Source organism: Bacillus sp. FSL M8-0063, assembly GCF_038005545.1.
Classification (GTDB): domain Bacteria; phylum Bacillota; class Bacilli; order Bacillales; family Bacillaceae_G; genus Bacillus_A; species Bacillus_A wiedmannii.
Genome location: NZ_JBBOTJ010000002.1, coordinates 267,024 through 284,090, shown reverse-complemented (window position 1 = coordinate 284,090; position 17,067 = coordinate 267,024). Strand labels below are relative to the sequence as shown.

Genomic DNA, 17,067 nt, shown 5'->3' with positions numbered 1-17,067 from the left:
CCTTTTTATTTATATTCTTTTTTATTGTAAATATGATTAATGCCAAAAGCAGCTAAAAAGATCATAGGTATTGTAGCCGAATAATGATATCTCGGTGCTACTTCTACTATCATTTGTGCCATTGTTAGCCCAATCGTGTATAAACAAATAATGAGAAGTGAAGATTTATTTTTATTTTTTATAGCTACTAACGCCCCGAACAGTGAAGTAGCTAGTAAAAAGTAATAGAAAACATTAGAAATTATAGTATATCGTACTTTATGATCCATAATTGGATCTGCATATTTAACAGCTTGATCATCGTTCCCTAAAAAGATAATAAATTTATCATACATTAGTTTCCCGAAATCTATATCATCGTTTTTTATTCTCTTTTTCGCTTCTTCAAGCATTTGCTTTTGAACGTCCTGAGCACTCCATCCTGGTTGACCACTATAATGATATAGTAATGCTGAATCCCCTGGATTCCATGTTCCTGAAGCTCCCTTATTAAATCCTACATGAATATTGTATCCCGGCACTGTTGCTATCTCTTCACCTAAACGTAATGTTACATAATGATTTACCGCCGAAGACATCATTAAGTATCCAATAATGATAACCCCTACATATGCCACCTTGTTAATAAGTAGCTTTTTATTCCCAATATGCTTTGTATCTATAATAAACATCCATATTGCTAGGGCTATAATTGGCACTGCTGCAATTGGCCTTGCCATATTTATTAATACAAGTAATGCAGCTACTAGAATTGAATACATAAGAACCTTTGCAATCGTTATATTTGCAATTTTATCATAAACAATTATCATAATTGCCCAGGCTAATAACAGTATTGTACAATACAACGGTTCTGAAAGTGCAAACATGTTATACATCGTTTGTGATGGCAAGAGAATCCATAAAACACTTGCTGTTATCGCTGTTCTCACTCCACCAATTCTTCTAGCTATAAAATATATTAATCCCATCGATATTGTAGTTAAAACAACATTAATAATTGGTGGAATCATAAAGTTTGCCCCAAATATTTTTAGGAAGATACTTAAGAATGAAGCATACCCAAAAATATGTGGAAATAATGCAACATATCTATCATGAATAACAAAGTTGTCACCTAATGCTTTTGCCGTATTAAAAAACGCTTCATAATCACCAATCGGATCAATCTTGTATGTAAGAATCCACGCTGTTTTCACTGCTACACAAATAATTAGCAGTACAAAAAAACATATTTTTTCATTTACTCTTTCAAGGTATAGCGATCCACTGCTAAGTATAAAGTTTCCAATTGTACATAATAATAAAACTCCAACTAATATCATTACATAATTATATTTTTGAGTATCTGAAAAATAATCAAAAATTAATATTGCAACGAAAAAGCTATAAATGCCGTATATGGCACGTGTAGAAAAGGTTGAAAACAATCCAGAAAAACGTTCCAAAAAAACTCACTCCTTAACATATTTATATGGGAAAACATTATATTTCCTAAAAAAATCACACTACCAGCTACTATACATTAATATTATCATGATTTCTATGTTTGCTTTTATATTTCCTAGTATACCAATTTAAAATAATCATTTTATTATGAACAGATTTATTTTATATCCTAAAATGATATCTACCCAAAACATATAACATCTTAGCATAAACTATGATATAATTGATAGTTGTTATGTACGAATAACCTTTTTACATTCCTGTTTTATTTATACATTTTATAAAGTTGAGGATACTATTATGGAGAAACTCTTAAAGTTTGGTTTAGTAGGGATCTTTAATACACTCATTACAATTATTAGCTTTTGGATATTATTAAAATTCGGGATGAACTACCTGATTGCGAATACCATTGCCTATTTAATTGGTGTTGCCAATAGCTATTATTGGAATAAAAATTGGGTGTTTAAACCTAATAATAAAAGCACGTCAATGTTCTTTAAATTTCTAACTGTAAATTTAATTGTATTGGCTTTTAATACATTATGTTTATTTATATTGGTAGATAAACTTACTTTTAATGCATTAATTGCACAGATCTTCGCAATTGGTGTCGGAATGGTTATAAACTTTGTCCTTAATAAAATTTGGACATTCAACCAAACTGAAAAGGCTACTAATTAAACTTGAACAACTTATTAAAAATACGGAGGATACAACATGCAAAAATTAATTTCGGTTGTAGTTCCTATGTACTTCGAGGAAGAAGTAGCACAGGAATGTTATAACCGTTTAAAGTCCGTTATGCTTCAAAATGATATTAATTACGAGTTTGTCTTTGTAAACGACGGTAGCACAGACCGTACAATGGAAATCTTATCTGAGATTGCAGCAAATGATTACCGTACAAAAATCGTTAATTTCGCACGTAACTTTGGACACCAAATAGCTGTTACAGCTGGTATTGCTGCTGCAAAAGGTGACGCTATTGTAATTATCGATGCAGACTTACAAGATCCACCTGAAGTTATTCCTGAACTTATTGCAAAATGGGAAGAAGGATATGAAGTTGTTTATGCGAAACGTAAACAACGTAAAGGTGAGACTTGGTTTAAACTTTTAACAGCTAAATATTTCTATAAATTCTTAAACTACATGTCTGATATCGATATCCCAAAAGATACTGGTGATTTCCGAATCATCGATCGCAAAGTAGCTGATGTTTTCAATCAAATGACTGAACGAAATCGCTTCATCCGCGGTATGATGTCTTGGGTTGGCTTCCGTCAAACGTATGTTGAATATGAACGCGATGAGCGCTTTGCTGGTGAAACAAAATATCCATTAAAGAAAATGATTAAATTTGCATCAGATGGCATTATTGCATTTTCAACAAAACCATTACGTATCGTTATGACTTTAGGTTTATTATCAGTTCTTATTTCAATAATCGTCTTACTATATACAATTACTGTAAAAATTATTGGTACTGGTACGCAAACAGGTTGGGCATCTATTATGGTTGCTATTACATTCTTTAGCGGTATTCAGTTACTTGGTCTTGGAATCGTTGGCCAATATATTGCTCGTATTTATGACGAGAGTAAAAACCGTCCGATTTATATCGTAAAAGAAACAATCAATATTGAGCAAGAAGAGACTACACAAACAAAAGAAAAAGTGAATGCATAATAAAAAGGTAACAATGAAAACTCTCATTGTTACCTTTTTATATTGTAATACCCCATAAGCCTCAAACGAAATTCTTTTAAATTTGGATATATCTCTAAATTAGATAACATCCCTTGAATGACCGGGATTCTTGGATTTTGCAACCTCATTTCTGCCTCCAAAACATCTAATGTCACAAGCAATTCCTCATCTTCTAATTGATCAGCTAATGTACGTTTAAAAATGATAATTTCTTTTAAAAAGTGTTCCTTAACCTGCTCCTTAATAAGCTCTGATTTGCAAAGAAATTCTCCAAGCTTTTCTTCATGTAACACAGGTTCTTCCGAAGATCCTACCAATCCATCTACTAAATCATCTACTCTTTTCAAAATAAAAGCAGAAACATAAGATAATTCAATTTCTGACGCTTGTAAAATAATTAACTCTAAATATCCACGGCATATGCCTTCTACCATAATGACTAAATCTAATAAATAAGGCATAACCTTCTCACCATAAATAGACAGTAAACTATTCCGATAAAATGCGTGAGACTCTAACTTCATCCGCATCATAAACTCTTCTACTTCTTTATTAAAAGGTATAGCATTTTCCCTCGCATGCATAATAATAAATTCTTTATGCTTTTTTATATCGTTAAACTGGCAATGCAATTGTTTTGCAAATTTTTCACGCGGTAATAATGATTCTTTTTCAATATCCATCATTTTATTTTGAATCTTGTCATAGTAATATCGAAGTGTTGCTAATAAAAGCTCCTCTTTCGATTTAAAGTATAAATAGAAAGCTCCCTTAGATATGCCACAAGCTGTAACAATTTCCTGTACTGATGTCGCATTTACACCCTTAGTCGCAAATAACTTCATAGCCATCTCTATAATTAAACGCTCTTTTTCTTTCATATCATGTCTCTCCTAAATTTAATCTCGCATCTTATTATGAATTTATTATACCATCCCTTTTCATTGACGACTGACCAATCAGTCAGTTATATTATGTATTAGACTGACCAGTTGGTCAATACAATACAAAAGGGAGCGCAAACATGAACAAATTCATTAATTTCTCGTTAAAAAATAAGTTCGCAGTTTGGCTACTAACCATTATTGTTACCATTGCAGGTATTTATTCTGGGCTGAACATGAAGCTGGAAACAATTCCTGATATTACAACACCGATTGTAACGGTAACCACGGTTTATCCTGGTGCTACACCAGAAGAAGTAGCTGACAAAGTTTCAAAACCGATGGAAGAGCAACTGCAAAATTTAAGTGGTGTAAACGTTGTTAGTTCATCATCTTTTCAAAACGCATCTTCTATTCAGGTAGAATATGATTTTGATAAAAATATGGAAAAGGCTGAAACAGAAATTAAAGAAGCTCTCGCAAATGTGAAATTTCCAGAAGGTGTAAAAGACCCGAAAGTTTCACGTGTAAACTTCAATGCCTTTCCTGTTATTTCATTAAGCGTAGCAAGTAAAAATGAATCTTTAGCTACCTTAACTGAAAATGTAGAAAAAAATGTTGTTCCAGGATTAAAAGGACTTGATGGTGTTGCATCTGTTCAAATTTCAGGTCAACAAGTAGATGAAGTACAACTTGTCTTCAAGAAAGATAAGATGAAAGAATTAGGTTTAAGTGAAGATACTGTAAAAAATGTAATTAAAGGATCGGACGTATCTTTACCACTTGGCTTATATACATTTAAAGACACAGAAAAATCAGTTGTTGTAGATGGAAATATTACAACAATTAAAGCATTAAAAGAGTTAAAAATCCCGGCTATACCTTCATCACCGAGCGGTCAAGGTAGTCAAAATGCTGGATCCGGTACACAAACACCGCAAATGAATCCAGCGGCTATGAACGGGATTCCAACAGTTACATTAGACGAAATTGCTGACATTAAAGAAGTCGGAAAAGCAGAATCTATTTCTCGAACAAATGGAAAAGAAGCAATTGGAATTCAAATTGTAAAAGCTGCTGACGCGAATACTGTTGATGTTGTAAATGCAGTGAAAGATAAAGTAAAAGACCTTGAGAAAAAATATAAAGACTTAGAGATTATTTCAACATTCGACCAAGGTGCACCAATTGAGAAATCAGTAGAAACAATGCTGAGCAAAGCCATTTTTGGCGCTATCTTTGCGATTGTTATTATTATGCTGTTCCTACGAAATATCCGAACAACATTAATCTCTGTCGTTTCCATACCACTTTCTTTATTAATTGCTGTATTAGTCATAAAGCAAATGGATATTACGCTTAACATTATGACACTTGGAGCAATGACAGTCGCTATTGGACGCGTTGTTGATGACTCCATTGTTGTTATTGAAAATATTTACCGACGAATGTCGTTATCAGAAGAGAAACTGCGCGGAAAAGATTTAATTCGTGAAGCTACGAAGGAAATGTTTATCCCAATTATGTCTTCTACCATTGTAACAATTGCTGTATTCTTACCGCTTGGACTAGTAAAAGGTATGATTGGTGAAATGTTCTTACCATTTGCCTTAACTATCGTCTTCGCTTTATTAGCATCGTTACTAGTAGCTGTTACAATCGTGCCGATGTTAGCTCACTCTTTATTTAAAAAAGAGAGCATGAGGGAAAAAGAAGTACATCATGAAGAAAAACCAAGTAAATTAGCAAACTGGTATAAACGCATACTTGCATGGGCTTTAAATCATAAAATCATTACATCAAGTATCGCTGTCCTTCTATTAGTTGGTAGTCTTGCACTTGTTCCAATTATCGGCGTAAGTTTCTTACCATCTGAAGAAGAAAAAATGATCATTACAACGTACAACCCTGAACCAGGTCAAACGTTAGAAGACGTTGAAAAAATTGCAACGAAAGCTGAGAAGCACTTCCAAGATAATAAAGACGTCAAAACAATTCAATTCTCATTAGGTGGCGAAAACCCAATGAGTCCTGGTCAATCAAATCAAGCAATGTTCTTCGTGCAATATGATAACGACACGAAAAACTTCGAAAAAGAAAAAGAGCAAGTCGTTAAAGATTTACAGAAGATGTCTGGAAAAGGCGAATGGAAAAACCAAGACTTCGGAGCGAGTGGCGGTAGTAATGAAATTAAACTATACGTTTACGGAGATAGCTCGGAAGACATTAAACCTATTGTAAAAGATATTCAAAATATCATGAAGAAAAATAAAGACTTAAAGGATATAGACTCTAGTATTGCAAAAACGTATGCAGAGTATACTTTAGTCGCAGATCAGGAAAAACTAAGTAAAATGGGTCTAACGGCTGCACAAATCGGAATGGGACTTTCTAATCAACATGATCGATCTGTTCTGACAACAATTAAAAAAGACGGTAAAGATATCAATGTATATGTCGAAGCTGAAAAACAAAATTATGAAACAATCGATGACTTAACAAATCGTAAAATTACAACGCCACTTGGTACTGAAGTGGCTGTGAAAGATGTTATGACTGTAAAAGAAGGGGAAACTTCGAATACAGTGAAACACCGCGATGGCCGTGTTTATGCGGAAGTAAGTGCAAAACTAACATCTGATGACGTTTCAAAAGCATCTGCCGCGGTTCAAAAAGAAGTAGATAAAATGGATCTTCCTTCTGGCGTAGATGTTTCTATGGGCGGCGTGACAAAAGATATTGAAGAATCATTCAAGCAACTTGGCTTAGCGATGTTAGCTGCAATTGCCATTGTATACTTCGTTCTTGTCGTTACATTTGGCGGTGCCCTTGCACCATTCGCAATTTTATTCTCGCTACCATTCACAATTATCGGAGCTCTTGTTGCCTTATTAATCTCTGGTGAAACGTTAAGTGTCTCTGCAATGATTGGTGCACTTATGTTAATCGGTATCGTTGTAACAAACGCTATCGTACTTATCGACCGCGTTATTCATAAGGAAAATGAAGGGCTATCAACACGTGAAGCCTTATTGGAAGCCGGTGCAACACGCCTTCGTCCTATTTTAATGACTGCAATTGCAACAATTGGGGCTCTTATCCCGCTTGCATTAGGATTTGAAGGTAGCGGCTTAATTTCTAAAGGACTTGGTGTAACAGTAATTGGTGGATTAACAAGTTCAACGCTATTAACACTTCTTATTGTTCCAATCGTTTATGAAGTATTAAGCAAGTTCAAAAAGAAAAAAGTAAAATAAAAAATAACCTCGCTAATTGCGAGGTTATTTTTTATTCCCAAATACGACTAAAAAATCACCATATCCTTCTTTCTCTAATTCCTCTTTTCGGATAAATCGAAGGGCTGCGGAATTAATACAGTAACGAAGACCATTTGGTCCTGGGCCATCCGGGAATACATGGCCTAGATGTGAATCTCCCTCTTTACTTCTCACTTCCGTACGCGTCATATTATGACTGACATCCATTTTTTCTTTCACACTTGCTGACATAACTGGCTTCGTAAAGCTAGGCCATCCACACCCGCTATCAAATTTATCTAAAGAAGTAAATAATGGTTCACCTGAGACGATATCTACATAAAGTCCTTCTTCTTTATGATTCCAATATTCATTTTTAAAGGGTGGCTCAGTTCCATTTTCCTGTGTTACATAAAATTGCATCTCATTTAGTTTTTCTTTTAAATGAGCATTATCTTTTTGCCAATGTTGTTTAATAAACGCATCTCGCCCTGACCCTTTACGGTATAACTCATAGCGGAATGTATTTTTCTTATGATATCCTTGGTGATAGTCTTCAGCTGGATAAAACGTAGCTGCTGGTAATATTTTTGTCGCAATTGGTTTTGAAAAGCGTCCACTCTTTGCAAGCTCTTCTTTTGAAGCCTCTGCTTTTTTATGTTGTTCTTCATTGTGATAAAAAATTACTGTTTCGTAAGACTGTCCACGATCGTGAAATTGTCCTCCTATATCAGTCGGATCAATTTGTCTCCAATATATATTTAATAACTCTTCATACGGCATTTTATTTGCATCAAATGTAATTTGTACTGCTTCATAATGTCCCGTCGTTTCTGAACATACTTCTTTATATGTTGGACTCTCTTTATGACCACCTGTATAGCCAGAAACAACCTTTATAATTCCTTCCATCTCTTCAAATGGCGAAACCATACACCAGAAGCACCCTCCAGCAAATGTAGCTAACTCTACCTTTTCATTTACAGCCATTATTTCACCCCTATTTTATCTTCTGCTTACAGTATGGCATAAAAAACATCATGTTATAAAAGAAAAAGCATCGAACATCGATGCTTTTTCTTTACTTCACCTTATTTTTTCTGGCTTCATGCTCCATTTCATCACTTGTCACATCTAAGACATCTAATAAGAAAATGAAGATTGGAATACCGATAATTAATCCCCATACACCTAAGAAGTGTTCTGAGAAGATTAATACCATAAATGTATAGAAAATCGGTAAGTTTGTTTTTTGCGACATGAACTTCGGATTTAACACGTAACTTTCAAGCGCATGAATTACTGTTACGATAATTAAAATATAAACAACGTACATAATACCGCCAATATTGTAAGCAATCATACAAAGCGGGAATAACGAAATGATAACCCCAGCTACTGGAATTAAACCGAGTAAGAAGATCATTAACGCTAAACCTAATAATTGCGGGAATCCTAATATCCATAGTGCAATAACGGATAAAACACAGTTAACAACTGCAATTAAAAATTGTGCTTCGATTACTTTTCCAAATGAACGTGCAAATTTCTTACCGAAGTACTCAATTTCAGTATAGAAAATTGCAAGTCGGCTTTCTTTAAATTTTGCAGTAAAAGCAACGATCCGAGCTTTCTCCAATAAGAAAAATAAACTCAAAATTAAAGAAAGTAACACTTGAAGGCCAAATTTCCCAACATTCGTAATCGATTTATACAAAATGTCAACGCCTTGTCCTACATATTTCGAAAGTTCCATATGATTGACAGCATTAACTGCATATTTAATTAATTCACTATCTGGTGGGTTTCTTAAAAATACGTTAAATTGATAAATCAATTGTGAAATTTGTATCGTTAATACTGGTAAATATTTAAATAGCGTAATGGCAATTCCACCAATTAACATTACATATAGAAACGCTATAATAATTTTTCGGTTAATGGGCATGAAATGATCTAATTTGCGAGAAATAAACTTTTGGAATCGATCCATTAAATATGTGAGAATAAACGTAATTAAAATTAAATTCAACATACTTTGCAGCCCGTATAACACGAGAGCAAGTATTACTAATACGAGAAACCTCTGAAATCCTTTGCTTTGAAACAGGTTTTTTATTTGCATAATCGACGAGTACTCTCTCCTGTCCTATAAAGTAAAACGTTAATAAGTAGATTTTTCTCTCTTTTCTACTTTTAATTATTCATTCATATGAAGATTTTTATAAGCTTATTATATGTCTCCCTTAGCAGATCCTATAGTAGCTTACTTCTTATTTTACAATACAATGACCTAATTCAAAACGTATTCTACACAGTATTAATGAAGATTTAAGGAAACTTACATTTTGTTAAGATAGGTCTTACCACTACTGTAACATAAAAAGCAAGCTATCAGTAGAAATCTGTCCTACAAATAGCTTGCTTTTCTCATTTTTTAAGTAAGTTTTACTAGCCAATGAATGGCATAAACATCGGTATGACAACTACAGTTACAACTCCCACTACTGTTACAGCAATACTTGCCATAGCTGCCTCTACTTCACCCATTTCAATTCCTACTGCCACTCCTAATGCGTGACCTGCTGTTCCAAGTGCTAAACCTTTTGCAATTGGATGTTTTACTCTAAATGTTTTTAAGAATAATGCTCCTAATGCGTATACAATAACCGCGTTAAAAATAACTGCAAACGATGTAATTGCTGGTATACCACCAATACTTTCAGAGATCGGTAACGCGATTGCTGTTGTTGCTGCTTGTGGTAACATTGAATTCATTACCGCTGTATCTAGACCAATTGCTTTTGCAACAATGAACACGACAATTACTGAGCAAATAGATCCAACCACGATAGCCGATAAAATTTGCCACCAATATTTTTTCAACTTATCCACTTGTTTATATAATGGAATAGCAAAGGCGATTGTTGCTGGTTCTAAGAAGAAGCTAATCATTTTTCCGCCAGTATTATATTCTTCAAAAGTAAATTTACCTACTTTTAGAAAGACAATCCCTAATACCATCGCTACGAATAATGGTGTGAATAAGAAGAATCCTTTTGAATGCTTAAATAATAATGTTCCGATTCCGTATGCGACTAATGAAACGACGATTCCGAAATATGGAGTCATTGTACTTGCCATGTTCATTCCCTCCTAACAATATATACTAAATTAGTTACGCAACTTTTCCGTGCTTGCGTCCTTTATTTACTACTTTCAATTCTTTTGTATCTTTTGTTTCTTTGTCATCTTTTCCTAAAATGAATTGTGCAAATAACCCTGTTACAGCGAGTAAAATAATTGTTGCTACAACGATTACAGTTAGAATTTGTACAAAATATTGTCCCATTACACCGAGAGAATTAATAACTGAAATACCTGATGGAACGAAAAGGAATCCGATAATACCTGTTAAAGCCGTTCCGAGTGATTCAACTTGTTCCAATTTAATAACTTTTAAACATAATAGGCTAAATAAAATAACTAATCCGATCACCGATGAAGGCATCGGAATTGGTAAATGCGTTGCAATAATATTAGAAACTAACATAATAGCTGAAAATATGAATGCTTGTGATAAGAAACTATATACTTTTTTCGTACTCATTTTGGCCACCTCTTTCGATTTGGTACCTTAATTGTATAAGATACAAACAAATTTGTAAGCGTTTACACAACAGAACGTCAAATATACAAAATTAGTTACAAAAATAGGCAGATGAAATACAAAAAGCTACTTCTTAAATACGAAGCAGCTTTTTGAGTTCTTTTGCATATGTACGGCTAACAGGTACTTTCGATCCTTCTTTCATAATTAAATTATATGTAGAATTGAACCATGGTTGTATTTCTGTAATATGATTAATATTTGCAATAAAACTGCGATGGACACGCATAAAACTTGCTTGCGGCAACTTCTTTTCCAAAATTACAAGTGTATCGTGTGTTACATATGTTTCTCTCGTCGTTTTTACTGTCACCTTTCCGTCCACAAGTCCTACATATATAATATCTTCAATATTCACGAGTACAATCGATTCTTCAATTGGTAATGCTAATTTATGCATCTCGGTCGTTACGTCTACACTCTTTACTTCTTGTTTCGTTTCTAATTTTATTTGTTTTTGCTTTTTATATTTCTTTAATGTCTGTACGATACGTTCTTCATCAAATGGCTTTAAAATATAGTCTAACGCATCTACTTCAAATGCTTGCAATGCATATTGATCATAGGCAGTAGCAAAAACAATTGCAGGGGGATTTTTCATCTTCTTTAATATATTTGCGATTTCAAATCCGTTATCATCAGATAATTGAATGTCTAGAAAAACAATATCTGGTTTGTTTTTCATTAGCTCTTCTAATGCCTCCTCTACACAATCCGCCTCACCAATTATCTCAACTTCTTTCGTTCTCTCTAATAAATACTTTAGTTCGTCACGTGCTAACATTTCGTCGTCAACTACTAATACCTTTAACAATCCGCTCTTCCTCCCCTGCTTTTTTGGGAATAACAAAAGTAATCTCTGTCCCCTCATTTAATTCACTTTCAATATGAAGCATCGTTTCTTTCCCAAATAACCCAATTAGACGTTCATTAATATTATATAAAGCCGTTCCAGTCCCTTTCTTTGACGAAACTACCATCTTTCCTAATTGTTCTAAACGTTTTTCCTCAATTCCTTGTCCATTGTCTTTTACTTCAAAGTGAACCATGCCCTCTTTTTCAAAAACATGCACTTCCACTTCGCATACTGGCTGTTTCTTCGGAAAAGCATGGCGCAATGCATTTTCAACTAATAGCTGAAGTACAAATGGTGGAACTAAAGTCGTCTTTAACCCTTCCTCCATGTACATCTTCACTTCATACTTATTTGGGAACCGTGCTTGTTCTAATGATAAATATGCATGTACATGGTTTAATTCTTGTTCTAGCGGAATCAATAACTGACGTGCCCCTTGCAAATTACAACGAAAATACACGCTAAGCTGTAATAATAACTTCCTTGCTTTTTCTACATCTGTTCGGCATAAAGCTGATACTGTATTAATCGCATTAAATAAAAAGTGCGGGTTAATTTGTGCTTGTAATGCCTTTATCTCTGCATCTTGTAATAATTTGCTTTGCAACTCAGCTTCACCTAATTCAAGCTGCGTGGAAAATATTTTTGCTAACCCTTCTGCTAGTTCCTCTTCAACACGACTTAACTGGTTAGGGTTCTTGAAATACAGTTTTAATGTCCCTATCGTATTTTCATGTGAAGTTAATGGAATAACAATAGCTGCTTGCAGAGGACAGCCTTCATGTTGGCAATTAATAACCTCACGTGATTTCGCTTTCATTATTTTCCCTGTATGTAAAACCTCTTTCGATAAACCTGTTATTAAACTGTGTGAAGGAATATGATGATCTGATGCTAATCCAACGTGAGCTAATATTTTCTCTGTATCTGTTAAGGATACCGCATCCGTTCCCGTAAAACGGTGAATAATTTGTGCCACATGTTTACAAGACTCTTCTGTTAATCCTTGGCGAAAATATGGTAATGTCTTATCAGCAATTCGTAATACCTTATGTGTTTGCAAAGCTTTCGCATTTTCTTCCTGGCGCAAAATAGCTTGTATCATAGAAAGTAAAATAAAACTCCCGAAACTATTCACAAGAATCATTGGTATCGCAATTGTTTTCACGATACTAATCCCATCCTCTACAATTAATAAAATCATAATCATCTCTAAAGAAACGATAAACACACTTAAAACTGCTGAAAATTTAGGCGTAGTTGCACGATTATATTTTTTGAAAATGTATCCAATATACCCCGTTATAACACCTGCTAAAATTGATGAAATTGCACAACTTAGCGCTGTCGTCCCGCCAAGCATATAACGATGAATACCCGCAATCGATCCTACTCCAATTCCAACGATAGGCCCACCAAGTAACCCACTAATTCCAACACCCATAATACGTGTATTCGCGATTGTACTCGATGAAGAAACACCTTGTAGCCAATTTTCATTCATAATTGTATTCCCTGCAATTTCAATTCCCGTGTAATTGCTGACAATTGTAAACACTGAAAAAATACAAATAAGCTTAAGCTTATCTGCATACCCATCTTGTCTATGAAGAAGGCGCCTGAACGTTTTAATATGAGAAAGTAAAAATCCTAAAATAACAATAAGTCCGACACGTTCAATCATCATAAGTACTAAATTTAGCATCTGTAATTCATTCCTTTTTATATGAGTTAGTTTTATTATGGGAAAATAATGAAGTGGGCGTCAAGGAGAATGAAGTATCTTTTGAAATATTTTACACATAACAATTCACTCTTTATTTGACAATCTAATAGAAGAGTGCTAAAAATAAAGTAATATAATACAGTCCTTTAACCCAACCCCGTGAGGTTGAGAAGGAAGTCGGAATATACTATACGTATGGTCTTTTTTAGGGATACGTATGCTTTTTTGGCCTTCTCATCATATCAGGTGAGAAGGCCTTTTGTTATTCTTCCATAGCGACTGTAGAAGAAAATAAGGAGGAGTAATGATGAACGTCACTACTGATGTACAATCAACAACAGAGGAAACGAAGGAAAAAAGATATAAAACATTGTTTGGTTCTGCGCTAGGATATGCAGCAGAAGGTTTAGATATGTTGCTCTTATCTTTCGTACTCGTCTACATTTTAAAAGAATTTCATTTAAGCCCTGTGGAAGGTGGAAACTTAACATTAGCTACCACAATAGGAATGTTAATCGGGTCTTATTTATTTGGATTTATTGCTGATTTATTTGGGCGTATCCGTACGATGGCTTTTACAATCTTACTATTCTCACTAGCAACAGCACTTATTTATTTCGCAACAGATTATTGGCAATTATTAATTCTTCGCTTTTTAGTTGGAATGGGAGTTGGTGGTGAATTTGGGATTGGAATGGCCATCGTAACTGAAACATGGTCTAAAGAAATGCGCGCTAAGGCGACATCCGTAGTTGCACTTGGATGGCAATTTGGCGTACTAGTCGCTTCACTCCTTCCAGCATTTATCGTCCCACATTTCGGATGGAGAGCGGTTTTCTTATTTGGACTCATTCCCGCTCTACTAGCTGTCTATGTTCGCAAAAGTTTAAGTGAACCGAAAATATGGGAACAAAAACAACGATACAAAAAAGAATTGTTACAAAAAGAAGCTGAAGGTCATTTAACAACCGCTGAGGCAGAACAGCTAAAGCAAATAAAAAAGTTCCCACTTCGAAAGTTATTTGCCAATAAAAAAGTAACGATAACAACCATTGGTCTTATTATTATGTCATTCATCCAGAACTTCGGATATTATGGGATTTTTACTTGGATGCCAACTATTTTAGCAAATAAATATAATTACACGCTAGCAAAAGCGAGCGGTTGGATGTTCATCTCTACAATCGGCATGTTAATTGGAATTGCAACTTTTGGTATTCTAGCCGATAAAATTGGCCGCCGTAAAACTTTTACAATCTATTATGTCGGTGGTACTATATACTGTCTCATTTACTTCTTCTTATTCACAAACTCAACATCATTGTTATGGGGAAGTGCACTACTTGGATTCTTTGCCAATGGCATGATGGGGGGATTCGGAGCAGTTTTAGCTGAAAACTATCCTGCTGAAGCTCGCTCGACAGCAGAGAACTTTATTTTCGGTACAGGACGTGGGTTAGCTGGATTTGGACCTGTTATTATCGGCTTACTTGCTGTAGGTGGTAATTTAATGGGAGCATTATCTCTCATCTTCATTATCTATCCAATCGGTTTAGTTACAATGCTATTATGTGTCCCAGAGACGAAAGATAAAGTATTAGAATAGATTGAAACTGTACAGGGTACTATCCCCTTCGAGAAAAGTAGTTAAATAAATAGTAAAGAGGAAGCATCTCAAATGAAATGCTTCCTCTTCTTATATAAATACAATTATTTATTTTGATTTACTAGCTTTTTGGAACAAGAAGGAAGTTTTCTCTTCTTCTTTTACAATACCTTGTTTTAAGGCTAATTCCCCTGCAACTTTAGGCGCTAACCATAGCATTGGGAATAACAGAATAGATACCGGAACAGCCGTCACTACAATGAAGGATTGTAAGGCGTTAATACTTCCCTCACCCATGTATAAAAGAATCGCTGCAACTGCACCCATAATAAGCGACCAAAAAACTCGTAAGCTAATTCTAGGATCTCCATCTCCAGTCACTGCCATTGAAATCGAATAAGCCATTGAATCTCCTGTTGTCACTACAAATAAAATTGTTAATAAAAGAAATGCAGGTCCAATAATATTAGATAGTGGCAGTTGCTTTGTAATTGCAATCATAGCCGCTGGCATACCAGATTCACTTAATGCGGTCGAGATAGAACCAGGATTCATTAACTCATAAAACACACCTGATCCCCCTAGTATAGTAAACCAAAACGTTGTAATAATAGGTGCAATAACTCCAATTGCAACGATGATTTCTCGGATTGTTCTTCCTCTTGAAATTCGGCTCACTAAAATTGCCATCATCGGTCCATATCCAATAAACCATCCCCAGAAAAAGATTGTCCACGATCCTAACCAAGCTGTATCACCACGATATGTGCTCATTGGAATAAATTCATTTATATAAAATCCAAACGAAGAAACAAATGAATCGATAATAAATCCACCTGGTCCAAATAGTAATACAAATACCATTAATAGAACTGCTAATCTAACATTTAAATTACTTATAATTTGAATCCCTTTATCAATTCCTGTTACCGCAGATATAGTAGAAACAGCTACTACACAAACAATAATGGCTAATTGAGTAGTAAACACATCAGGAATGTCAAACAATGCTTGTAACCCATAACTTGCTTGTAGTCCTAAAAATCCAATTGGACCAATTGTCCCTGCAGCTACCGCAATAATGGCAAACACATCAATCATTGTTCCAAGCCAACTCTTTCGCAATTTCTCTCCAAAAATAGGATATAAAAGCGTTCGAGGTTTTAACGGCATACCTTTATGATAATGTCCGTACATCATAACTACCGCACTAATTGTACCTAAAATCGTCCAAGCCAGGAAACCCCAGTGCATATAACTTTGTGCTAAAGCAGGCATTACCGCTTCTTTCGTTCCAGCAGTTATACCTTCATGTATTGGTGGCACCGTCATCAAATGGTACATCGGCTCTGCGGCTGCCCAAAAAACGCCACCTCCAGCAAGTAATGTAGACATAATAATAGCGAGCCATTTTGTCGTACTAATCTCAGGTTTTTCTAGCCCCCCAAGTTTAACTCTCCCATATTTTGAAAACGCCATACACATTGCAACAACAAATGTACCAATTAATAAAACCTGCCAAAAGGCACCAAAATATTTAATTGAAGCTGCAAAACTTCTATTAATGGCTCCCTCTACGTAACTTTTATTTAAAATAACTGCAATTACAAATAATAAAAGTGAGCCACCACTAATAAGAAATACAGGCCAATCCGTTTTTCGACTCTTCATCCTCATTTACACTTCCTCCTTCCTCAGCAATCTAAAAAAACAACTTTATTATGTTTTATTGTTTACACCCAAAACACAATGATTATATAAGCATAATAATTCATCAATTTTCTACACACTTATGTTGTCCCTAAAAATATGCTAAATCCCTTATTTAAAAGAAAATTTCTATTCCTATTACATAAAAAAGCAAAACAAAAGACCTTATATTTCTATAAGGTCTTCGAAACAGAAA

General features: G+C 34.5%; 13 protein-coding genes. 4 read left to right on the top strand and 9 right to left on the bottom strand.

Features of this window, described 5'->3' with window-relative positions:
- Positions 1-5: 5 nt before the first annotated feature.
- Positions 6-1,448, bottom strand: a complete 1,443-nt coding sequence (locus MKX31_RS23985; RefSeq protein WP_064476033.1) for a glycosyltransferase family 39 protein — start codon at positions 1,446-1,448, stop codon at positions 6-8.
- Between the two features lie 301 nt (positions 1,449-1,749).
- Between MKX31_RS23985 and MKX31_RS23980 the strand changes: the two genes are divergently transcribed.
- Together MKX31_RS23980 and MKX31_RS23975 are read left to right on the top strand one after the other, a co-directional pair.
- Complete coding sequence (locus MKX31_RS23980) at positions 1,750-2,133, top strand: GtrA family protein (RefSeq protein WP_000413281.1); 384 nt, start codon at positions 1,750-1,752, stop codon at positions 2,131-2,133.
- Positions 2,134-2,169: 36 nt separating this feature from the next.
- A complete protein-coding gene (locus tag MKX31_RS23975) occupies positions 2,170-3,141 on the top strand; it encodes a glycosyltransferase family 2 protein (RefSeq protein WP_001170707.1) in 972 nt (323 codons plus the stop codon).
- A gap of 29 nt (positions 3,142-3,170) precedes the next feature.
- On the opposite strand, the gene MKX31_RS23970 is transcribed toward MKX31_RS23975, so the two are convergent.
- Complete coding sequence (locus tag MKX31_RS23970; RefSeq protein WP_088047709.1) at positions 3,171-4,043, bottom strand: TetR/AcrR family transcriptional regulator; 873 nt, start codon at positions 4,041-4,043, stop codon at positions 3,171-3,173.
- A gap of 143 nt (positions 4,044-4,186) precedes the next feature.
- Between MKX31_RS23970 and MKX31_RS23965 the strand changes: the two genes are divergently transcribed.
- The gene (locus MKX31_RS23965) at positions 4,187-7,303 is read left to right on the top strand and encodes an efflux RND transporter permease subunit (RefSeq protein ID WP_262763977.1); all 3,117 of its coding nucleotides are present in this window, start codon (positions 4,187-4,189) and stop codon (positions 7,301-7,303) included.
- A gap of 24 nt (positions 7,304-7,327) precedes the next feature.
- Here the strand turns inward: MKX31_RS23965 and msrB are convergent, their stop codons facing one another.
- The 6 genes from msrB to lytS form a co-directional block, all read right to left on the bottom strand.
- Positions 7,328-8,293 (bottom strand): peptide-methionine (R)-S-oxide reductase MsrB, encoded by a 966-nt coding sequence (gene msrB / locus MKX31_RS23960; RefSeq protein ID WP_064476030.1) that lies wholly within the window; start codon positions 8,291-8,293, stop codon positions 7,328-7,330.
- Positions 8,294-8,384: 91 nt separating this feature from the next.
- A complete protein-coding gene (locus MKX31_RS23955; protein ID WP_001165997.1) occupies positions 8,385-9,428 on the bottom strand; it encodes an AI-2E family transporter in 1,044 nt (347 codons plus the stop codon).
- Between the two features lie 326 nt (positions 9,429-9,754).
- Positions 9,755-10,447, bottom strand: a complete 693-nt coding sequence (lrgB, locus tag MKX31_RS23950) for an antiholin-like protein LrgB (RefSeq protein WP_064476029.1) — start codon at positions 10,445-10,447, stop codon at positions 9,755-9,757.
- A gap of 34 nt (positions 10,448-10,481) precedes the next feature.
- Positions 10,482-10,913 (bottom strand): antiholin-like murein hydrolase modulator LrgA, encoded by a 432-nt coding sequence (gene lrgA, locus MKX31_RS23945; RefSeq protein WP_016085373.1) that lies wholly within the window; start codon positions 10,911-10,913, stop codon positions 10,482-10,484.
- Positions 10,914-11,046: 133 nt separating this feature from the next.
- Positions 11,047-11,787, bottom strand: a complete 741-nt coding sequence (locus MKX31_RS23940) for a LytR/AlgR family response regulator transcription factor (protein WP_064476028.1) — start codon at positions 11,785-11,787, stop codon at positions 11,047-11,049.
- The gene (gene lytS / locus MKX31_RS23935; protein ID WP_064476027.1) at positions 11,765-13,534 is read right to left on the bottom strand and encodes a two-component system sensor histidine kinase LytS; all 1,770 of its coding nucleotides are present in this window, start codon (positions 13,532-13,534) and stop codon (positions 11,765-11,767) included. The genes MKX31_RS23940 and lytS overlap by 23 nt, the downstream gene beginning before the upstream one ends.
- A gap of 328 nt (positions 13,535-13,862) precedes the next feature.
- On the opposite strand from lytS, the gene MKX31_RS23930 reads away from it, so the two are divergent.
- Positions 13,863-15,161, top strand: a complete 1,299-nt coding sequence (locus tag MKX31_RS23930) for an MFS transporter (RefSeq protein WP_340981608.1) — start codon at positions 13,863-13,865, stop codon at positions 15,159-15,161.
- A gap of 108 nt (positions 15,162-15,269) precedes the next feature.
- Here MKX31_RS23930 and MKX31_RS23925 read toward each other — a convergent pair whose 3' ends face one another.
- The gene (locus MKX31_RS23925; RefSeq protein ID WP_064476025.1) at positions 15,270-16,838 is read right to left on the bottom strand and encodes a BCCT family transporter; all 1,569 of its coding nucleotides are present in this window, start codon (positions 16,836-16,838) and stop codon (positions 15,270-15,272) included.
- Positions 16,839-17,067 lie beyond the last annotated feature (229 nt).